At 73.5% G+C, this 18,971-nt stretch carries 18 protein-coding genes; 7 read left to right on the top strand and 11 right to left on the bottom strand.

All coding sequences use genetic code 11. The features are described from left to right. Positions 1–38 precede the first annotated feature (38 nt). Positions 39–1,304, bottom strand: coding sequence for an NAD(P)-binding domain-containing protein (locus tag ACFV5H_RS25410; protein ID WP_385048081.1), 1,266 nt, complete (start codon positions 1,302–1,304; stop codon positions 39–41). Between the two features lie 2 nt (positions 1,305–1,306). After that, positions 1,307–2,581, bottom strand: coding sequence for an ATP-grasp domain-containing protein (locus ACFV5H_RS25405; protein WP_385197413.1), 1,275 nt, complete (start codon positions 2,579–2,581; stop codon positions 1,307–1,309). 170 nt (positions 2,582–2,751) lie between these two features. Here ACFV5H_RS25405 and ACFV5H_RS25400 point away from each other — a divergent pair, with 170 nt between their 5' ends. Next, positions 2,752–4,035, top strand: a complete 1,284-nt coding sequence (locus ACFV5H_RS25400) for a glycosyl hydrolase (protein WP_385197411.1) — start codon at positions 2,752–2,754, stop codon at positions 4,033–4,035. Between the two features lie 55 nt (positions 4,036–4,090). Here the strand turns inward: ACFV5H_RS25400 and ACFV5H_RS25395 are convergent, their stop codons facing one another. The 8 genes from ACFV5H_RS25395 to ACFV5H_RS25360 all read right to left on the bottom strand — a co-directional run bounded on the left by ACFV5H_RS25395 (position 4,091) and on the right by ACFV5H_RS25360 (position 13,900). Beyond that, positions 4,091–4,741 (bottom strand): lipopolysaccharide biosynthesis protein, encoded by a 651-nt coding sequence (locus ACFV5H_RS25395; RefSeq protein WP_385047894.1) that lies wholly within the window; start codon positions 4,739–4,741, stop codon positions 4,091–4,093. Between the two features lie 54 nt (positions 4,742–4,795). Beyond that, positions 4,796–5,935, bottom strand: a complete 1,140-nt coding sequence (locus ACFV5H_RS25390) for a glycosyltransferase (RefSeq protein ID WP_385197410.1) — start codon at positions 5,933–5,935, stop codon at positions 4,796–4,798. Continuing rightward, on the bottom strand, positions 5,935–6,699 hold the full coding sequence (locus ACFV5H_RS25385; RefSeq protein WP_385047896.1) for a polysaccharide deacetylase family protein: 765 nt from the start codon (positions 6,697–6,699) through the stop codon (positions 5,935–5,937). The genes ACFV5H_RS25390 and ACFV5H_RS25385 overlap by 1 nt, the downstream gene beginning before the upstream one ends. Then, entirely contained in the window at positions 6,683–8,287 is a 1,605-nt protein-coding gene (gene murJ, locus ACFV5H_RS25380) for a murein biosynthesis integral membrane protein MurJ (RefSeq protein WP_385197408.1), read from the bottom strand. Before murJ ends, ACFV5H_RS25385 begins: the two co-directional genes overlap by 17 nt. Before the next feature lie 467 nt (positions 8,288–8,754). Next, entirely contained in the window at positions 8,755–10,104 is a 1,350-nt protein-coding gene (locus ACFV5H_RS25375) for an O-antigen ligase family protein (protein WP_385047902.1), read from the bottom strand. Positions 10,105–10,110: 6 nt separating this feature from the next. Next, positions 10,111–11,535 carry an exopolysaccharide biosynthesis polyprenyl glycosylphosphotransferase gene (locus ACFV5H_RS25370; RefSeq protein ID WP_385197406.1) on the bottom strand — a complete coding sequence of 475 codons (1,425 nt, stop codon included), beginning with the start codon at positions 11,533–11,535 and terminating at the stop codon, positions 10,111–10,113. Beyond that, positions 11,532–12,770, bottom strand: coding sequence for a glycosyltransferase family 4 protein (locus ACFV5H_RS25365; RefSeq protein WP_385197414.1), 1,239 nt, complete (start codon positions 12,768–12,770; stop codon positions 11,532–11,534). Before ACFV5H_RS25365 ends, ACFV5H_RS25370 begins: the two co-directional genes overlap by 4 nt. Positions 12,771–12,814: 44 nt before the next feature. Continuing rightward, positions 12,815–13,900, bottom strand: a complete 1,086-nt coding sequence (locus ACFV5H_RS25360) for a DUF3344 domain-containing protein (protein ID WP_385047910.1) — start codon at positions 13,898–13,900, stop codon at positions 12,815–12,817. Positions 13,901–14,240: 340 nt separating this feature from the next. On the opposite strand from ACFV5H_RS25360, the gene ACFV5H_RS25355 reads away from it, so the two are divergent. The 6 genes from ACFV5H_RS25355 to ACFV5H_RS25330 all read left to right on the top strand — a co-directional run bounded on the left by ACFV5H_RS25355 (position 14,241) and on the right by ACFV5H_RS25330 (position 17,628). After that, positions 14,241–14,942, top strand: coding sequence for a hypothetical protein (locus ACFV5H_RS25355; RefSeq protein WP_385197405.1), 702 nt, complete (start codon positions 14,241–14,243; stop codon positions 14,940–14,942). 140 nt (positions 14,943–15,082) lie between these two features. Continuing rightward, on the top strand, positions 15,083–15,355 hold the full coding sequence (locus tag ACFV5H_RS25350; RefSeq protein WP_385047916.1) for a hypothetical protein: 273 nt from the start codon (positions 15,083–15,085) through the stop codon (positions 15,353–15,355). Positions 15,356–15,449: 94 nt separating this feature from the next. Beyond that, the gene (locus tag ACFV5H_RS25345; protein ID WP_385197404.1) at positions 15,450–15,890 is read left to right on the top strand and encodes a tyrosinase family oxidase copper chaperone; all 441 of its coding nucleotides are present in this window, start codon (positions 15,450–15,452) and stop codon (positions 15,888–15,890) included. Then, complete coding sequence (locus tag ACFV5H_RS25340) at positions 15,874–16,740, top strand: tyrosinase family protein (RefSeq protein WP_385197402.1); 867 nt, start codon at positions 15,874–15,876, stop codon at positions 16,738–16,740. The genes ACFV5H_RS25345 and ACFV5H_RS25340 overlap by 17 nt, the downstream gene beginning before the upstream one ends. Positions 16,741–16,930: 190 nt before the next feature. Further along, positions 16,931–17,209, top strand: coding sequence for a hypothetical protein (locus ACFV5H_RS25335; protein WP_385197400.1), 279 nt, complete (start codon positions 16,931–16,933; stop codon positions 17,207–17,209). Between the two features lie 146 nt (positions 17,210–17,355). Next, entirely contained in the window at positions 17,356–17,628 is a 273-nt protein-coding gene (locus ACFV5H_RS25330; protein WP_385197398.1) for a hypothetical protein, read from the top strand. 140 nt (positions 17,629–17,768) lie between these two features. On the opposite strand, the gene ACFV5H_RS25325 is transcribed toward ACFV5H_RS25330, so the two are convergent. After that, positions 17,769–18,665, bottom strand: coding sequence for an alpha/beta fold hydrolase (locus ACFV5H_RS25325; protein ID WP_385197396.1), 897 nt, complete (start codon positions 18,663–18,665; stop codon positions 17,769–17,771). Between the last annotated feature and the right edge of the window lie 306 nt (positions 18,666–18,971).

Genomic DNA, 18,971 nt, shown 5'->3' with positions numbered 1-18,971 from the left:
GACCGAGACCGGTCCGGGGGACGCGTCGTCGATGCCTGTCAGCCGTTCACCGGCGACGGCGCCCCGCTGCGGCTGCCGCCGCCCGGCAGGGGAACCGTCCCGCGCACCGGCGTCGACCTCAGCCGCCGGCGCACCCCCTGGACCAGCGTCGGCGCCGTGAACGTCGCGCCGTGCACGAAGCGCATCGCCGGGCCGAAGCCGGACGCGGTCACCAGGCCCGCCATGAACAGCCCCGGATGCGACGACTCGAAGCCGTGGCCGAGCACCGGGGAACCGTCCGGCAGCGCCGCCAGCGCCCCGCGCAGCTCGGCGGAGAGCAGGCCGAGCCGGTCGCGGTGCGCCTTGAACCCGGTGGCGGCGATGACGTGCTCGGTCTCCAGGGAGCGCCGGGCACCGTCACGGCCGGTCAGGTCCAGGCGCAGCCCGCCCGGCACCGCGGCGGCCGCGGTGACCTCCTGGCCCGGCATCAGGTCCACCGCCCGCTCCACCCGGTCCCGCACCCACCACGCGCCCGCGGGACCCAGCGCCGTGGCCGCGATCCGCGACCGGGACGTCTGCGGCAGCCGCCGGAACAGGCCGGGGCGCTCGGAGTAGAACCAGTTCCGCCAGCCGGGTCCGAGACCGCTGTGCGGCGAGCGGACCGACTGCCACCACGGGCGCTCCCAGGCCGGCGGCACATCGTTCCACCGCAGCCGCTCCGCCCGCGCCAGCACCCGTACGCGCGTGCCCTGTTCGGCGAGGAGCGCCGCCGTCTCCAGGGCCGCCTGGCCGCCGCCGATCACCGTGACGTCCTTGCCCTGGAAGTGGCCCAGGTCGCTGTGGTGGCTGCTGTGCGTCACCAGCGTGGGGTGCAGGCCGCGCAGGGCCGGCGGCACCTCGATGAACGGCATCACCCCGATCGCCAGCGCCACCGTCCGCGCGTGCAGCGCCTGCCCGTCCTCGGTGACCGCCGTGAACCCGTCGGCGCCGGACGAGATCCGGGTGATCGTGCGCTCGTCCACCTCCGGCACGGCGTTGCGGGCGAACCACAGGCCGTACGAGGCGAACGCCTCCACCGGGATCGGGTGCGCGTGACGTGCCGTCAGGCCCTGCTCGGCGCAGTACGCGTCCAGTTTCCAGCGTCCGCCCGGGGCGGAGAGGTTGGACGCCCACGGCTCCGACTTCAGGAACATGCCGCCGGGCATGTGGTCCCGCCAGGACGCCATGGGCCGGCCGAACACGCGCAGGTTCAGTCCGGCGTCCGCGGCGTGGGACGCGATCGACAGACCGTACGGACCCGCGCCCACCACCAGAAGGTCGTACATCATCAGCTGCTCGCTTTCTCGTTGTCGGTCGGGGAGGTCGGGGAGGGAGTGGCCGCCAGGGGGACCGCCCGGGGGACAGGGCGGGGCGCCGGTACGGAGGCCGCCGTGCCCAGCCGCTGCCGCAGCCGGCCGGACACATGGCGGGCCCACAGGGCCCACATCGCCCATCCGGGGGCACGGTCGTCCCTGGCGTACCAGGCCAGTTCGCGCCCGCCGGACGCGGTGCGCAGCGCGGCGAACGGCGCGTAGTTCTCCACCACGAACGACCGCCCGGCCACCGGATCCCCGTCCGGCAGCGGCCGTCCGGTCAGATCCAGGTGCAGGGCGCGTACGACGTCCAGTCCCGCGCTGTCCGCGAACAGCCGGAACTGGGCGCCGGGGCGCGGGTTGAAGTCGAGGAGGTGGTAGCGGCCGGTCGTGCCGCAGCGGCGGAAGTCGAGGTCGAAGACGCCGCGGTAGCCGAGTTCGCCGGTGATCCGTCCGGCCAGTGCCCGGACCTCGGGGTTGGGGGTCCAGTGGCCCACCGCGGTCAGTCCCGCGCCGCGCGGCCAGGACAACTGCTTGCGGCCCGGACCGCCGGCGCGCACGGTGCCCGTACGGTCGGCGTAGCCGTGGAAGAACCAGTCCCGGTCCTCGCCCGGCGGCAGATACGCCTGGAGCAGCAGTGGGCTGCCCGCCTCCGCGGTGCGCGCGTGCAGTTCCCGGGCCTGCTGCGCGGTGTGCACCAACTGGGTGCTGCGCAGTCCGCCGCCGGCCGGCAGCAGCCAGGGGCGGCTCCACTTCGCGACCAGCGGCAGCCCGAGCCGGTGGGCGTCGTCGGCTGCCTGCCGCGGGCTGTCCGGGACGAGCGTGAGCGGGTGCGGAACGTCCGCGGCGGCGCACACGGCGGCCAGTTCCGCCTTGTCGGCGACGCGTTCGGCCAGCGTGGCCGGCATCTCGGGCAGCAGGTAGGAGGGCGCGAGGTCGTCCCGCAGCCGGCCCGCGGCGATCGCGGTGGCGTCGTCCAGCGGGACCAGCACGGCCGGGCGCCCCACCCGGTCGGCCACCCGGCGCAGCACGGCGAGGATCTGCTGCGCGGATGCCTGTGGTGGCGGCGGGGAATGCATGTGGTGGACATAGCGCGAACGGCGAATGGGACTTCCCGTGGAATCGGCGACGACATGCACCTCCACTCCCGCCCTGCCGAGCGACCGTACGGCCCCCAGTGTTCCGTGGTGAAAGGGATTCCGGTCGGTCCGCAGTAGCACGGCGGGGACACGGGTGTCGAGCAGCGACACGAATACTCACTTTCTTCTGGTACCGGCTCACCCGCACGGGCGAGCCCGGCACTCGAAAGCCGCAGTGACATTGGCACCGGCGTATGTCTTGTGCCTGAATTCATATGACTGTTCGTCAAGGTCGGGTAATTCAGGCAGAAGGCGGACGTGAATGAGAAGAGGAGCAGCCAATGGCCCCACAGCACAGGCGGGTCCGGTCCCGCGCGATGGCCGTGGGCGCGGCGGCGGTCGTCGTGGCCGCCGCCCTGGCGGCCGTACCCACGACGGAGCCGGCGCCGGCCGACGACTCCCGTCCGGCGGCGCCGGCCCCGGACGAGCCCGTGCCCTTCCCCACCATCCCCGCGATCCCGGAGGTCCCCGCCGTCGACATCCCGTCGGTCCCCGCGCCGGTGCTGCCGGCGCCGCTGCGTGACGTCCCGGCCTTCGGTGCCTTCCTCGCCTCCGACGCCCGCGGCGTGGCCCGCATGGAACAGTTCAGCCGCTGGCTGGGCGGTGCCGAGCTGCGCGTCGGCCACACCTACCTGCCCGGCAACCACTGGAGCGACATCGAGGGGGACATCGGCTTCCTCGAGTCGTGGGCGCGCTGGCGCAACGCCGAGGACGACCGGATGCTCGTCCTCAACGTCCCCCTGCAGGAGCGCAACGAGGAGGGCGTCTCCGACCACGAGGTCCGGCAGCTGCTGCGGCGGGGCGCAGCCGGGGAGTTCGACCACCACTTCCGTGCCCTCGCCGAGCGGCTGGTCGAGCTGAAGGTGCCGGACACGGTCCTGGTGCTCGGCTGGGAGATGAACGGCGTCACCTACACCCACCGCTGCGGTCCCGACCCGGAATCCTGGAAGAAGTACTGGAACCGGATCGTGAGGACCATGCGCGCGGTGCCGGGCCAGGAATTCCGGTTCGACTTCACACCCAGCCGCGGCCGGGACGCCGTGCCCTGGACCCGGTGCTACCCGGGGGACGACACGGTCGACATCATCGGCATGGATTCCTACGACCAGCCGGCCGGGCACTCCTTCGACGAACAGGTGGAGGAGCCGTACGGACTTCAGGCCCATGTGGATTTCGCGAAGGCCCACGGAAAACCGATCTCCTATCCCGAATGGGGGCTTTTCCGCAACGGCGACAATCCCGAGTACATGCGGCGCATGCTCGCGTGGATCGACCAGCACAAGCCGCTCTACAACACGCTCACCGACTACTGCCCGCACGGGGTGTGGCAGTGCGACGACAACCCGGACTCGTCCCGCGTCTACAGGTCCGTCCTCTTCGGCCGCACCCACGAGGAGGAGCCGGACACCACGCCGGAGACCCCGCGGCCCACTCCCGCACCGACCACGCCCGAGACACCGCTGCCACCGGAGAACTGCTCGCCGCTGGACCTGGGCCAGTGGGTGGAGTACTGGCTCGGCGGAAGACTCTGCCTCCGCTTCGACTGGTGGTCGCGCGCCCGCTAGGGGGTGTCGTTCGGATCCGGCCGGGGTCGCGGGCCCTGGAACCACCCCGGCCGCGTCACCGCTGCACATCGGCGGCGGTGGCCGGGCCGGGCACCGAGGCGGCGGGGGCGGGGTCGTCGTCCCGGGCGGTCCGCCTCGGCCGGGCGAGCAGCACCAGGCCGCCCAGCAGACCGCCCGCGCTCGCCCCCACCAGCGCGGTCACCTCCGACGTCGCGGACGACGGCTTGCCCGGCTTCACCGCACGCGAGAACTGCACGAGCCGGACCTGGGTGCTGCCCTTGGTGTCCTCGGCGTGCCGGGTCAGCGCGCGCGAGACCGCGTTGGCCATGTCGACGGCCAGCCCGGGCTGCGCGGAGGTGGCCGTGACGGCGACCATCGGCGCGTCAGGCGAGGTCGCCGTGCGGACGCTGTCCCGCAGCGTGCGCACCGGCACACCGGCCCACACCTGCGCGTCGCCGAGCACCGCGAGCTGGGTGGCGACCCGGCCGTACGCCTGCGCGAAACCGCGGGCCGCGTCCGGGGTCGCCCTGCCGGTCGGTACGGCGACGACGTAACTGGTGGCCGTGTACGCCGGGGGCGTGAGCGCGCCGTACGCGCCGCCGAGCAGACCGCCGAGGAACGTGCCCGCCACCAGCGCGGACCAGGCCGGCAGCTTTCTGACACGGTCCAGGGACGGACGGAGCCGACGGGTCGGAGTGTCGGTCATGACGGGCTTGCTCCCTCGAAGGTACGGCGAAGTACGGCGAAGTACGGCGGAGGCTCACGGTGCGGCGGCGGACGGTGACGGACCGGCGACGGCCGCCGTGTACACGTCCATGAGGCGGGCGGTGCTGCGGGTGATGCTGTAGTGGTGCGCGGCCCGGCCGGCCGTGCGCGGTCCGGGACCCGTCGTACGGACCTCGGCGATCGCGCGGGCGTACGCGGCGGGGCCGCCGCGCACCCGCCGGGCACCGGCGCGGGTCCCGGACGGCAGGTCCTCGATCGCCGGGCAGGAGGCGTAGAGGACGGGCAGGCCGGACGCCAGCGCCTCCACGGCCGCCAGGCCGAAGGCCTCCTCCGCGGACGGGGAGGCGAACAGGTCCATCGCCGAGGTCAGCGAGGGCAGGTCGGGGCCGGGGGTGCCGTCGGGGACGACGGGACGCTCGCCGGTGAACAGCACCCGTCCCGCCACCCCGGCCTCACGGGCGGTGCGGCGCAGCACGTGCTCCTCGGGTCCGCCGCCCACCAGCAGCAGCCAGTGGTCCTCCGGCAGCAGGGCCAGCGCCCGGACCAGGACGTCGAACCGCTTGCCCCGGGCGAGCCGGCCGACACCGCCGACGACGAACGCGCCCTGAGGCAGGCCGAGGCGCCGCCGGGTGCGCTCCCGCCGCTGCGGGTCGAAGCGGAAACGGTCCAGGTCGATGCCGTTGGGGACGACCTCGATGCGGGGAGCGGGCACGCCCCAGCGCTTCAGCCGGTCGGCCACCGTCGGGGAGACGGCGACCGTCGCCGAGCCGAGCCGCTCGCTCGCCAGGTACAGCGCGCGCACCCCGGCCGTCAGCCTGCGGCCCTCCATCTGGGTGTCGCCCAGGGAGTGTTCGGTCGCCACGACCGCGCGGACCCCGGCGACTCGGGCGGCGAGCCGGCCGTAGACACAGGCCCGGTACAGGTGCGTGTGCACGAGGTCGTAGCCGCCGGCCCGGATCACCCGGACCAGGCGGGGGAGCGCGGCCAGGTCGCGGTTGCCGCCCATGCCCAGGTGCACGACCCGTACGCCGTCGGCGCCGAGCCCCTCGGCGACCGCGCCGGGGTTGGTGAGCGTCACCACGTCGCAGTCGACCGGCAGATGACGCAGCAGCAGCCGCAACTGCTGCTCGGCACCGCCGACACCGAGCCCGGTGATGATGTGCAGCGCCCTCATCACAGGCCCTCCACCGGGCGCCGGCGCAGCCGGTGCAGCCGGAGCTTGAGGTGCAGGCGCCACGCCGTGTCGTTCTGCCCGACGTGCGCCCGCGGCAGGGCGTGCGGGCCGGTCAGCGGGCCGGGGTCGATGGCGCAGGCGTAGGTGTAGCCCGCCTTCCGTACGGCCTCGACGGCGCGTGCGTCGACCGTGCCGTACGGGTAGCAGAACCCGTCGGCCGGGACGCCGGTCAGCTCCTCCAGCCGGGCCCGGCTCTCGGCGACCTCGGCGGTGAGCGTGGCGTCGTCCGCGCGGGTCAGGTCGACGTGGGTGAGACCGTGCGAGCCGATCTCCACGCCCTCGGCGGCGGCGCGCCGGATGCCGTCCGCGGTCAGCAGCGGCTTGCGCGGGCCGAGCGGGTCCCAGGCGTTGTCGCCGCCGAGCCGTCCGGGCAGGACGAAGAGGGTGGCGCCGCAGCGGAAGCGGCGCAGCAGCGGCAGGGCGCCGGTGAGGAAGTCGGTGTAGCCGTCGTCGAAGGTGAGGCCGACCAGGCCCCGGCCCTCGCCCCGGGCGCGTGCGGCGAGCAGCTCGGCGACGGACACGCCGCGCAGCCCGCGCCGGCGCAGCCAGGCCAGCTGCCGTCCGAGCCGCCCGGGGGTGACGGTGATGCGGTACGGATCGTCCGAGCAGTCGCCCACCGAGTGGTACATCGCCACCCAGGGGACGGGGCCCGGACGGGGCGCGGAGGGTCTGCCGGTGGCGACGGAATCAACGGGAGCGGCCATGTGTGAGCCTTCGTGTGACGGTGCGTACGGAGCGCAGTGCGGATGCGGATACGGAGCGCCGGGCGACCGGGACGGACAGGGCGAGCGGCACGAAGACGGCGGCCACGGCCGGACAGCCGGCCGCGAGAGCGGCCACCGGGGACTCGAAGCGGCTCGCGGCGAACACCCCGGCGGCGACGGCGAGGACCGAGGCGAGCACGGGCCGGCTCAGCCGGCCCAGCACCTCGCGGACGCCGATCGAGACGCCGATCGGGACGCCGGCCGGGTCGCCGTGACGGGCCGCGCGCAGGCCGGTCAGCAGCAGTACGGCCGTGACGGTGATGCCGATGGCGTTGGCGGCGGCGATCCCCGCCACCCCCCAGCGGCTTACGGCCGCGGCACCGGTCAGGGACGTGACGACGATGCCGGCCGCCATCACGCCGAGGGGGTACCAGCTGGGGCGGCCCGCGGAGAAGTAGCAGCGGACGAGGGCGCCCACGAGGGTCTGCCCGAGCAGACCGAGGGCGTACACGCGCATGACGTTCGCCGTCGCGGCGGTGTCGGCCGCGGTGAACGCGCCCCGCTGGAAGAGCAGTTCGATCATCTGCGGGGCGCAGGCGATCACCGCGCACATGCCCGCCAGCACCACACAGGACGCCAGCACCAGGTCCCGTTCCACCCGGGCGCGGGCCCGGCGGGTGTCGCCGTCGGCGAGCGCCCGCGCCACCACGGGGAAGGTGACGGTGCACACCATCAGCGACAGCGTCATCGGGATCTGGGCGACCTTCTGCGCGTAGTTGAGGTGCGAGATGGACCCGGCGGGCAGGGAGGACGCCAGGAACCGTTCGACGAGGACCTGCGACTGACGGCACAGCGCGAACAGCAGCACGGCGGCGATCAGGGCGAGACGCACCGGCCGCTCCTCGGCGGCCGGCCCGGCGGCGGGGGCGGGCGCGGGTGTGCGGGACGCCAGCTGCCGCCACAGCGACGGCAGTTGCACCGTCACCATCAGACAGCCGCCTACCGCGACCCCGACGGCCGCCGCGCGCACCCCCCACTCCCCGCCCAGCAGGAACATCGTCGCCACGATGCCGGTGTTGTAGGCGACGTAGATCGCCGCCGGCGCGAAGAAACGGCGGTGCGCCCGCAGGGCGGCGCTGCAGTACCCGGCGAGCCCGAAGGCCAGCAGGCTGAGCGCGGTGAGCCGGGTGCAGTCGACGGCGAGGCGGGGGTCGGGCAGACCGGGCGCCAGGGCGCGGACCAGGTACGGGGCCCCGGCGGCGACCAGTGCCGTCACCGCGGCGAAGGCCAGGCACAGCCGGGGCAGGGTGGCCCTGACCAGTTCGCGCACCGGGTCGCCGGGCACGCCCCGGGCCCGGCGCGCCAGCGCCATGCTGAACGCCGGGATCAGCGCGATCGCCAGCCCGTCCTCGATCAGCAGCGTCGCGGCGATCTCCGGCACGGTCCACGCGACCAGGAAGGCGTCCGTGTCGCTCCCGGCCCCGAACAGCCGCGCCAGCGACTGGTCCCGCACCAGCCCGAGCAACGACCCGGCGATGGACAGCACCGCCGTCCCCAGCGCGGCCCGCGCGAGAAACCTCCGCGACACCCCACCCGACTCGTTCCCGTCACCGGCCGCACCCTCGGCCCCGCCGCCCGGTGCTTCACTCGGCTCGACCGCGCCGGGCACGGGTCCGTCGGACCCGGGACCGCCGGTGGTGGGCCCGCCGGGCGCGGATCCACCGGACCCGGAACCGCCGGGCGTGGGGCTGCCGTGCGTTGGGCTGCCGGTTGCGGGGCCGGTGAGTCCGGGGTCCGTGGGCCGGGGCCCGCCCGTCACGGGGGCGCCTGCCGTGGCCCGTCCGGGCACGGGGTCCCCGGTCCGGGGTCGGCCGGCTGCGGGATCGTCGGTCGTCGTGCGTGTGCCGGCCGCGGGGCCGGTGAGTCCGGGGTCCGCAGGCCGGTCAGGGGCGGGGCCGCCGGGGCGGGAGCCGTTCGGCTCGGGGGTGCCGGTCTTGAGGCCGCCGGGTTCGGGGCCGGTGGTGTCGGAGCCGGGAGTCTGGGACGGCAGGACTGTCATCGTGTCGCGGCCTCCTCGACCCGCTCGGATGCCTCATCGCGCCGGGCGGTGTGCGGCCGGTCGTCGCTGGACAGTGCCCACCAGGCCGTCAGGCCCAGGGCCATGCCGGTCAGGACGGTCGAGGGGCCGCCGATGTCGCCGTAGAAGAAGTCGGTGAGCAGCCAGAGCAGCAGGCCGACGGCGACGAGCGCGCAGTCGAGGCCGGGGCCGCGGCGGCGGGCCCGCAGCAGGCGCCGCAGCGCGCACACCAGCAGCGCCAGCCAGCCCCCGGCGAGCGCCAGCAGCCCGATCAGGCCCTGCTCGCTCAGCACCAGCAGATACATGCTGTGCGGCGACAGCAGCGCCTGCTTGTGGTAGTCCGTGCCCGCGCCCGCGATGTCGCTGCCCGAGGACAGCGCCAGGGTGGCGTGCCCGTCGCGGTACTCGGGGAAGTTCTTCAGCCCCACGCCGGTCCACGGGTGTTCGCGCCACATGCCGGTCGCCGCCGCCCACAGGGTGTACCGGTCGACGACGGACTGGTCGGGCGTGTCGGCGACCTCCGTGATGCTGCCGATCCGCTCCTGCAGCATCGCCGTACCGACCCCGAACCCGCCCGTCAGCACGACGCCCGCGGCGACCACGGCCGCCGCCACCTTCAGCGCGCGCCGCAGCCCCGCCAGCGCCAGCTGCACCGTGCACGCCAGCGCGGTCGCGATCCACGCGCCCCGGCTGAAGGACAGCGCCAGCGGCAGCACCAGCAGCAGGGCGCACCCGGCGGCGGCCGCCCGCTGTCGCGCCGGGGCCCGCCCCAGCGCGATCCCCGCCGCGCACACCACGCCCAGCGACACCGCCGTCGCCATGCCCATCACGTCCGTGGCTCCGAAGGTGCCGACCGCCCGGACGGGCTCGCCCTGGTACGAGGCACCGGTCCCGGTGACGTACTGGTACACCCCGACGGCCCCCTGCCACAGGGCGAGCCCCACGAACGACCAGGCCAGTACCCGGAAGCCGGCCCGGCCACGGAGCAGCACCAGCACGGCGGCCGGGACGAGCACGAAGATCTGCAGATAACGGCCCAGGCCGCCCAACGCCGCCTGGGGCGAGGCCGCCCCCATGGCGGCGAGCGCCAGCCCCACGACCGGCAGTCCCAGCACCACGGCCGCGCGGGGCGACAGCGGGCGCCGCCGTTCCCGCAGCAGCAGGATCACGCAGTATCCGACCACCAGCGCGGACACCATGTCGGCGGGCCCCGCGCCGTCCCCCGTCGGTGGCAGGCCCGCCAGGGCGACCACCGCCACCAGCGGCAGGGCCGGCACCAGCGCGGCGGCGGCCCTGCGCGGCAGCGGCGGGGCGAGGGCGTGGCTCACGTGGCGTCAGCTCCCCGTCGGACGGACCAGCGTGGCCGCGGTGCGCAGCAGGATGCAGACGTCCTGCCACAGCGACCAGTCGTCGATGTAGGCGTTGTCGAACCGGCAGCGGTCCTCGATCGAGGTGTCGCCGCGCAGCCCGTGGACCTGCGCCAGACCGGTGATGCCGGTACGCATCCGGTGCCGGGTCGCGTAACCCGGGTATGTCTGGCTGAACTGCGTCACGAAATACGGTCGTTCGGGACGCGGTCCGACCAGGCTCATGTCGCCCCGCAGCACGTTCCACAGCTGGAGCAGCTCGTCCAGCGAGGTGCGCCGCAGCATGCGGCAGAACCAGCGCATCTCGTGCTCGCCCGCCACGCTCCACCGGGTCGCCGACTCGCGCTCGTCGACCGGACGGTGGGTGCGGAACTTCAGCAGCGTGAACGGCTCCCCGTTCCGGCCGATGCGCTCCTGCCGGAACACCACGCCCGGTCCGTCGGCCAGCCGCAGCGTCACCGCGCACACCAGCAACAGCGGGCTGACCAGCAGCAGCAGGGTCCCCGAGACCAGGATGTCGAGCAGCCGCTTGCCGAGGCCGCCGCCGCGCGCCGGGGCGAAGTCCAGCCGCCGGCAGGGGAATCCGGCCAGCCGCTCCCGCGTCGGGTACGGCGCCGGGTCGGCGTCGACCTCCCAGACCGCGCAGCCCGACGCGGCCAGCGCCCGCAGCAGCGGCCCCTGTTCGTCCCGTACCGAGGGGTGGACGGCGAGCACCGCCCGCACCCCGTTCTGGATGACCGCCCGCTCGACCTCCTCGTCCGTGCGCAGTACCGGCACGCCCTCGACGCCGTCCTGCTGCCCGGCGACGATCCCCACCGGCCGCACCCCGCAGCGCGGATGGCGCAGCACGGCGGCGGCCACCCGCTGCGCGGTCGCGGCCGGCCCGACGACGAGCGCGGCGTGCGGGCGGCGCAGCAGCGCGGCCCGCCGCCGCCCGTGCACGGCCGCGCGCAGCGCACAGGCCGCGGCCGCCTGCACGGCGAGGCACGTCAGCACGGTGCCGGCGGACAACGCCTGTTCCGGCCGGTACGCGGCCCACAGCGCCGCGCCGGCCGGCCAGGCCACCGCGACACGGCCGCACACGGCGGGCAGTTCCTCCAGCAGCCCCGGCACCGGCGGCCGGGTGGCACGCGGGCGCAGCAGCAGCGACACCGCGATCAGCAGGGCGATCAGCAGCGGATGGCGCTGGGCCCCGGGCAGCACCAGCGCGGCGGGCAGGACGGCGGCACCGTCCGCGACGAGCAGCGGCAGCGGTGAGGCCGCCCGGGGCGGCGCGGCGGGCAGCCGGGGGCCGGTGTCGGTGCCGCGCGGCGGCATGACGGAGACGGGCGAGAAGAATCCGTGGTCCCGCGGCGGTACGCCGGGGGAGGCCACGGTGCGTTCGGCGGTCACGAGTGGATGGACTCCCTGTGCTCGAAGGGCTCGACGCGCGATGACGTCCGGTCGGCCTCGGCGCCCCGGTCCGCCCGGCACGGACGTGTCCTCGTCGCGGCGGGCCGGGTGCCGAGCAGGTCGTGGTACACGTCGGCGACCGCCCGCGCGGTGTGCCGCACGTCGTGGAGGGACAGCACGTGCCGGCGTCCCCGGTCGCCGAGGGACGCGCGCAGCGCCGGGTCGAGCAGCAGCTCGCCGACCGCCCCGGCCAGGGCCCGGGGGTCCTCCGGCGGCACCACGCACGGGGCGGCGAAGGACGGCGGCAGGCTCTCGCGGGCGCCGTCGACGTCCGTGACGACCACGGGCCGCCCGCAGGCCATCGCCTCCAGCGGGGCCAGCGCCATGCCCTCCCAGCGGGACGGCAGGACGACGAGGTCGGCGGCCTGGTACCAGGGGGAGGCGTCCGCGACGGCCCCCGCGAACAGCACGGACCCGGGCGCGACCGCGCGCAGCCGGTCCCGGTCCGGGCCGTCGCCGACCAGGACGAGACGGGCGTCGGGCACCCGGCGCAGCACGGCGTCCCAGGCCCGCAGCAGGACGTCCTGCCCCTTCTGCCGGCACAGCCGGCCCACGCACACGGCGAGCGGCGCCTGCGCGCCGAGCCCGGCCAGCGGCGCGAGCCCGGCCCGTGCGGGTCCTGCGGGCGCCGGGCGGAAACGGTCGGGGTCGATGCCGTTGGGTACGACGGTCCAGCGGCCGGTGATCCCGGCGTGCACGCCGGTGGCGCGTTCCGCCTCGCTCACGCACACCACCCGCGCGGCCCAGCGTGCCGCCCACCGCTCCCAGCGCAGTGCGAGGGCCGCCGTGCCGCCGCCCACCGCCTCGAACGACCAGGCGTGCGGCTGGAACACCGTGGGGATGCGCCCGCGCACCGCGAGCCGCCCGGCGAGCCCGGCCTTCGCGCTGTGCGCGTGCACCAGATCGGGGCGCACCTCGTCGATCAGCCGGGTCAGCTGCCGTACCTCCCGCGCCAGCGAGACGCCCGGCGAACGCGTCGCCCCCCAGTGCCGTACGTGCGCGCCGAGCGACCGCAGCCGGCCGGTGAGCGCGCTGTCGGGGCAGACCGCGGTGACGTCCAGGCCGTCCGCGAGCTGGGCCCGGACCAGGTCCGTCACGACACGCGCCACTCCGCCGTCCACCGGCTGGGTGAGGTGCAGGACCCGCGGCCCGCGGCCGGTGGCCGACGGTTCCACGGGCACGGTTTCCTCGCTCCCGGACGCGCCCGGCATGGAGGCGTTCACCGCCGGGCGTCGACGGCGGCGAAGAGCACGCCCGCCCATGCCGCGTCCCGTTCGGACGTGAGCCGGAAGGCCGCCTGGTCACTGGCGTGCGGCAGGCCCCCTTCGAGGTCGAACACGTCGGAGTCGTAGCCCAGGGTGTTGGCGTACGCCGGTACCCGCGCGGGGGAAGTGCCGCCGGGGTCGGCGATGGTGGAGTTCAGGACGTCGTCGAAGGGGTTGGCCCGGTCGGTGAACGCGGTGGGGGTGGGGCCGGCGGTGAGGACGAGCGAGTCGCCGGCGGTGCCGCGGTCGCCGTTGTAGGCCACCAGTCCCGCCCGGCCCCCGGCGCCCGCCGGGAACGGCAGGTCGCGCAGCGGCATCTCGACCCCCGCACGGCCGCCCAGCGGGGCGAAGCCGTCCCAGAGCGCGAGGTGCCGCAGCGGTTCCGCCGGGTTCTCGTACGCCACCACCAGCGTCCAGCCGCCCCAGGTTCCGGCCGCCGACCTGCCCATGGCCACGTTGACCTGCGCCACCGTGTACAGACCCGGCGCGCTGTCCCGTACCAGCGCCGTCACGTCCGCCGAGGCCTGGAAGGCGTCCGCGCCGTCCGCCACCCGGTGCCCCACCACCGTGTCGGCGAGCAGCTCCTTGTACTCCCCGCCGGGCTCGGCGATCAGCACCCGCCCGTTGTCCTGCCACGGCTTCTGCTCGCCGGCCAGCAGGTTGCCGCCCCAGTACAGGCGGGCGTACGTCACCCGGGAGCCGGCCGGCAGCCGGACCTCCGCGCGGGAGGAGTTGTACGTGTTCGGGTCGCTGTCGACGTCGACGTAGAACATGTCGAAGCCGCCGTTCACCCCCTGCGCGCCGGCCTGCACGTCCCGGCACGACGACACCTGGGCGCGGCAGGTGGCGGAGGCGTTGGCGGCCCGCACGATGCCGCCGTGCTGGACCGCGCGGTACCGCTGGGAGAAGGCGAGGCCGTCGGCCTCCGGGGAGGGCGCGACCGGCGCGGCGGCCGCGGAGCCGCAGGGGGCCCACATAGCTGCGAGGGAGAAGACGCCCACCGCCGCACGGCGAAGCATCTGACCCGGGGATTGACGCATGACCGTCGGAGCCTTTCGGAACAGGGCGGCGGTGGCAGGCAGCGTGGACGGGTGCGATGCGGCCGCTCATGAGGGTGCTTCGGAGGGTCGCAACTCTAGTCACCAAACGGACAAATTCACCGAAATTCGGTGAAACATGGCAAGTGTGTTGGAATCATGAAGCCTGTTCAGGGGAAGGAGAAGGGGTTGGCCGACCCGGCCCGCCGCTTCCCCGGCGACCCGACGGGCGGAACGCGCGACGGGTGCGGGGCGGGGACCGAATGGCGCACCTCCGGTTGCGGGAGCCCCCGGGCGCTCCCACGGTGGGCTTCAAGATCCGAAGCCTGCGAAAGGAACCTCCATGCGCGCTCTGCCTGCCCGGCGCATCGCACTCGGCGCACTGTGCGCCGCCCTTCTTGCCGGCCTCACCGGCCCGGCCGCCATGGCGGCCGACACGGCCGCCGAGCACGACCGCGCGGCGTCCTCCGCCGCACTGCTCGCGCAGGTCAGGACCGCCGACGGGGACGAGAACGTACTCACCCCGGTCGTCGGCCTGCTGAAGACCGTGCTCGAGAAGGGCGACGGCCAGGTGTCCTCCGGTGAGGCCAGGAAACTGGGCGCCGCGGTGGAGGAAGCCCTGGCGAAGGCGGCCGACGAGGACCCGGTGGCCACGACCGGGACCACCACCACCGGGACCACCACGACCGAACCGTCGCCGTCGCAGTCGGTCACGACGACGGACGACACGCAACTGACCGTCTCCGGGGACTACCTCACGAGCGAGGAGCTGGCCGCCCTGCGGGAGGCCCTCGACAGCCTCCTCGAACTGCTCCGGCCCGACGCCGACGCCACCACGGACGCGGACGGGAGCACCACCCAGGAACCCACGCTGAACAGCGAGTTGGTGGCCCGGGTGCACGACCTCGTCGACGCCCTGCTCGGCACCGGGCCCCAGGCGTCGACCCTGCCCGCGCCGGCCGCCCCCGCGCAGACGCCGTTGCTCCCGGGCGTCACGTTCCCCGCGCTCACCTCGCTGCTGCTGCCGTCCACGGCATCCTCGTAGAACCCGCCGTCCTCGAAAAACTCTCATATGAGGACTTGCCAATCTCCCGCTTCACGGTTTCCGGTCCGGCCGGGGATCGTTAGGCACGGCGACAGAATTCCCCTCCGGTGACCGGTTCCCGTGTTGCCGAAGAAAGGAACATGATGAAGTCCCTGAAGGCTGCCGCCGTCCTCGCCGGAACCCTGATCGCCGCCGGTTTCGCCGCGCCCGCGCAGGCCGCGGAGTCCACCGACCTGGCGTCCACCGGACTGGACACCGGTCTGCGCACCGGGGTCCCCTTCGAGGTGATGCCGGTGAGCGAGGCGCAGGTGCTCGAGACCGACCGGGCCTCGGTGCTCACGACGGCGAAGGAAGCGGCGGCCGTGGCGAACGAGGCCAAGCCGGTCCACGGCGACCTGGGGCTGCACGCCTGAAAAGCACCCCCGAGAAATCCGGCCCCCAGTTTCCACTGGGGGCCGGATTCCGTTTGCCGCTGTGGACAACCGTATGGACAAGGGAGTGGGACCGATGACCATCGGAATCGACGAAACCCCGAAAGGCGCGCAGCCGCCGCCCGCACCGGAGGGCAGAACACGGCGGGACATGGCACGCGGACTGCGCACCGGCGTACTCGCCGCGGCCCTGGCGCCCCTGCTCGCCGCCTTCCGCGCACCGGGGAGGGCCCCGGACCGCACCTCCTTCGACCGGACGCACCGAGGCCGCCGCATCCAGGGGACGCGGGCCGCGGACGGTCACTGGCACGTCACCGTGGACGGCCGCCCCCTGCACCTGATGCGCCGGGCCGACGGCACCTGGCTGAGCATGGTCGACCACTACTGCTCCTACCCCGCACCACTCGACGCCGCCCGCGCCGCCGTGGACGCCCTCGCCCCCGGCGAGCGGCTGCGCGAGGCGGGCACGGAACCGCGGCACGAGCACGGGGGAGGCCGGCATGGCGTACGTGCGTAAGGACGCCGCCACCCTCACGGCGACCGAGAAACGCCGGTTCGTGAACGCGCTGCTCGAGGTGAAACGGCGGGGCGAGTACGACGAGTTCGTGCGCACGCACCTCACGTACTACTCCTCCGACGGCGAACGGGGGCTGCGCACCGCGCACATGGCGCCCTCCTTCCTGCCCTGGCACCGCCGGTTCCTGCTCGACCTGGAGGAGGCCCTGCGCCGGGTGGACTCCTCGGTGACCCTGCCGTACTGGGACTGGACCCGCGACCGCACGGCCCGCTCCGCGCCGTGGACCGCGGACCTGCTCGGCGGCAACGGGCGCCGTTCCGACCGCCAGGTGACGACGGGGCCGTTCGCGTACCGGGAAGGGAACTGGACGATCCGGGTGAACGTGACCGAGACGGAGTTCCTCACCCGGGACCTCGGCCGCCGGGCCGACCCGATCGCCCTGCCGGGCAAGAGCGACCTGGAATGGGCGCTGAAGGAGTCCGCCTACGACGTGGCGCCCTGGGACTCGACGGTCGCGCGGGGCTTCCGCAACCGGCTGGAGGGCTGGGGCACCGGCCGGGGCAGCGCCTCGTGGCGCAACCACAACCGGGTGCACCGCTGGGTCGGCGGGACCATGCTCTCCGCCGCCTCCGTCAACGACCCCGTCTTCTGGCTGCACCACGCCTTCGTCGACCTCCAGTGGTACCGCTGGCAGCGCAGACACGGCGGGGCCCGCTACCGCCCCGCGACCGCACCGGGCTCCGGCGACGAGCAGCACGGCCGGCTCGTGTCCCGCCACGAGAGGCTGCCGCCGTGGGACGTGACCCCTGGTCAGCTGGAGGACGTCAGCGGCACATACCGCTACGCGTGACACGCGTCGCTCGCGACCCCCGTTCGGCCATCTGATACCCCCTCACACCGCTCTGACCTGCGAATTCACAGGAAACTTACGCAGTTGGGCGTTTTGATTGTGAAGCGCCACAAAGTGTCACCTATAGTCATGACCGTCGGCGAACAGCCCATAACGGACTGTGCCGACATGAACGAGAAACGGAGAGGTAATGCGTAAGTTCCAGAAGGCCGCCGTCGTCGTGGCCATGCTCGGCAGCGTTGGCTTCCTCGGTGCTGGCGTCAGCCACGCCGGTGACCAGCCGGGCGTCAAGATCGACAACAAGCAGAACCCCACGTGTGAGGCGAACGAGGAGAAGACGGGCCTCGGTGGCCTTGTGAACGTCAGCGACGTTCTCAACCACAACAACATCAGCGTGATCGGTGTCGGGTCGAGCCAGTCCCAGGGTAGTTCCCTGGAGTGCAACACCGCGTTCGGTCTCGGCGGCTGACGGTCTCTGACCAACTGATCCAGGCAAGCCCGGGACTCAAGCCCAGGTGCTCGAGTCCCGGGCCTGTTCGGCTTAGATGCCGATTCAGGCGCTGGGAATGCCCCTCCGTTCAGTCACGGAGGGGCGCCTGTTAAGGAAAAGAGCAGATGTTCATTTCAAAGAAGATCGCAGTGACGGTGGGAGCCCTGGGGGGCATCGTGCTGGCCGGTATGGGTGCCAGCCAGGCCTTCGCCGAGGGTAAGCCTGCTAAGTGCGTTGAGGACAGTAACGGCAACGTTCGCTGCGTTCAGGTGAGCGATTACGTGCTCACCGACAAGGACGGGAAGTACGAGATCACCAACAAGCAGGCGCCGTCCTGCTCGGGTTCGGGCGAGATCAGCTGCACCACCAGCGTTACTGTGTCCAAGCAGCAGCCCTGACGTCCAACGAAGCAGCCGCGATGCCCTCTGTGTGGCGGCGGCGCCAGTTGTGGAGCTACTCGTACAGCCGGGAATGGCCGGGAACCGATATCGGTTCCCGGCCACTTCTTTGCGTGCTCCACGTGCGTTCTGCGTGTTCTCTACAGCGACTCGACGACGTTGCAGTACGGCAGACCGTCTACGGGACGGTCGGTGCAGAAGCGGGCGATTAGGTCCGCGGACTCCTCACGGCGCTCGACCGTCACCAGATGGTCCGTTTCCCTGACGGTGGTGAACAGGGCCCCCGGCATCGTCACGGCGAGTTCACGTCCCATCTGCGGGGTGCACAGGGTGTCGTACTCCCCGGTGAACACCAGGGTCGGCACGTGGGGGACCGGCAGGGGTTCATAACAACCGTGCGTTACCAGCCTGGTGTTGTGCTCGACGGCTTTCCTGATCTCGTCCGGCGTCTGAGTCATGAACTGCTGCTGGAGGAGGCGCGTCACGGCCGCGTGCCTGCGAACTCTGCCGGCCTCCGGGTTTGACATGAACAGTCGTACCAGTCCGTCGGCGGCCCTCTCGATGTCACCCCGTCCGAGCGAGTCCGACAGTCGCGGTACGGCGTCGGTGTAGATGTCGGGAAGGCGGATCGCCGCGCCGGCGAAGACGATGCGCCGGACGGACTCCGGATGGCGCTGCGCGAAGCGCAGGCCGACGACCTCGCCGAAGCAGCCGCCGAACAGGTTCACCTCGGGTACGCCGGCCTCCGTCAGCATGTGCTGGACGGCGTCGGCGAGGAAGTCGATGCCGTAGTGGGCCGGCAGGAAGTCCGAGCTGCCGTAACCGGGCAGGTCCACGGTGATCATCGTGCACAGCGGGGCCAGCCATCTCTCGTGGCCCTGCCAGGAGTACCGGTTCTGCGACGAGCCTCCGAGCAGCAGCAACGGAGCCGTCCGCGGCGCACCCTGATGGACGATCCGGCACGTGTACGCGAAACCCTCGAAGGTGAGGTCCCGCTCCTCCACGGAGTCCTGGACGGCGGTGACGGCAGTGCGCATGAACGGCTCCGGAAAGGGCGAAAGGCGGCTAACCCTTCCATGATTACCAGGAATCCCGCAGATCCGGCGTAATCACTCCATTGTGGGCGATCCCGACGAAGGGCTCACGGGCCGGAGTGGGGCGAGACGCTTGGCCTCCGGAACGGCCCGCGACCCGCCGAGACGCAAAAGACCAGCGTTTCCGCCGGTCGGAGAGTGTTGGCGCCCCCGGCAGGACTCGAACCTGCGGCCAAGCGCTTGGAAGGCGCCTTGCGGGTTGCGTCCCACCCTCCTGATGACCTGCGGCTCTTCCTCGACTGAGCGGTG

It is taken from the genome of Streptomyces sp. NPDC059787, from assembly GCF_042732315.1.
Classification (GTDB): Bacteria; Actinomycetota; Actinomycetes; order Streptomycetales; family Streptomycetaceae; genus Streptomyces; species Streptomyces atrovirens.
The sequence above is the reverse complement of the archived record's forward strand: the minus strand, read 5'-3'. Positions and strand labels throughout refer to the sequence as shown.

Bases quoted from the DNA above. Each gene is read 5' to 3' on its own strand.
- ACFV5H_RS25400 (WP_385197411.1), top strand. From the start codon at position 2,752: ATGGCCCCACAGCACAGGCGGGTCCGGTCCCGCGCGATGGCCGTGGGC.
- ACFV5H_RS25340 (WP_385197402.1), top strand. From the start codon at position 15,874: ATGGCGTACGTGCGTAAGGACGCCGCCACCCTCACGGCGACCGAGAAA.
- ACFV5H_RS25345 (WP_385197404.1), top strand. From the start codon at position 15,450: ATGACCATCGGAATCGACGAAACCCCGAAAGGCGCGCAGCCGCCGCCC.
- ACFV5H_RS25410 (WP_385048081.1), bottom strand. From the start codon at position 1,304: ATGTACGACCTTCTGGTGGTGGGCGCGGGTCCGTACGGTCTGTCGATC.
- ACFV5H_RS25385 (WP_385047896.1), bottom strand. From the start codon at position 6,699: ATGGCCGCTCCCGTTGATTCCGTCGCCACCGGCAGACCCTCCGCGCCC.
- ACFV5H_RS25355 (WP_385197405.1), top strand. From the start codon at position 14,241: ATGCGCGCTCTGCCTGCCCGGCGCATCGCACTCGGCGCACTGTGCGCC.
- ACFV5H_RS25395 (WP_385047894.1), bottom strand. From the start codon at position 4,741: ATGACCGACACTCCGACCCGTCGGCTCCGTCCGTCCCTGGACCGTGTC.
- ACFV5H_RS25325 (WP_385197396.1), bottom strand. From the start codon at position 18,665: ATGCGCACTGCCGTCACCGCCGTCCAGGACTCCGTGGAGGAGCGGGAC.
- ACFV5H_RS25360 (WP_385047910.1), bottom strand. From the start codon at position 13,900: ATGCGTCAATCCCCGGGTCAGATGCTTCGCCGTGCGGCGGTGGGCGTC.
- ACFV5H_RS25390 (WP_385197410.1), bottom strand. From the start codon at position 5,935: ATGAGGGCGCTGCACATCATCACCGGGCTCGGTGTCGGCGGTGCCGAG.
- ACFV5H_RS25330 (WP_385197398.1), top strand. From the start codon at position 17,356: ATGTTCATTTCAAAGAAGATCGCAGTGACGGTGGGAGCCCTGGGGGGC.
- ACFV5H_RS25350 (WP_385047916.1), top strand. From the start codon at position 15,083: ATGATGAAGTCCCTGAAGGCTGCCGCCGTCCTCGCCGGAACCCTGATC.
- ACFV5H_RS25335 (WP_385197400.1), top strand. From the start codon at position 16,931: ATGCGTAAGTTCCAGAAGGCCGCCGTCGTCGTGGCCATGCTCGGCAGC.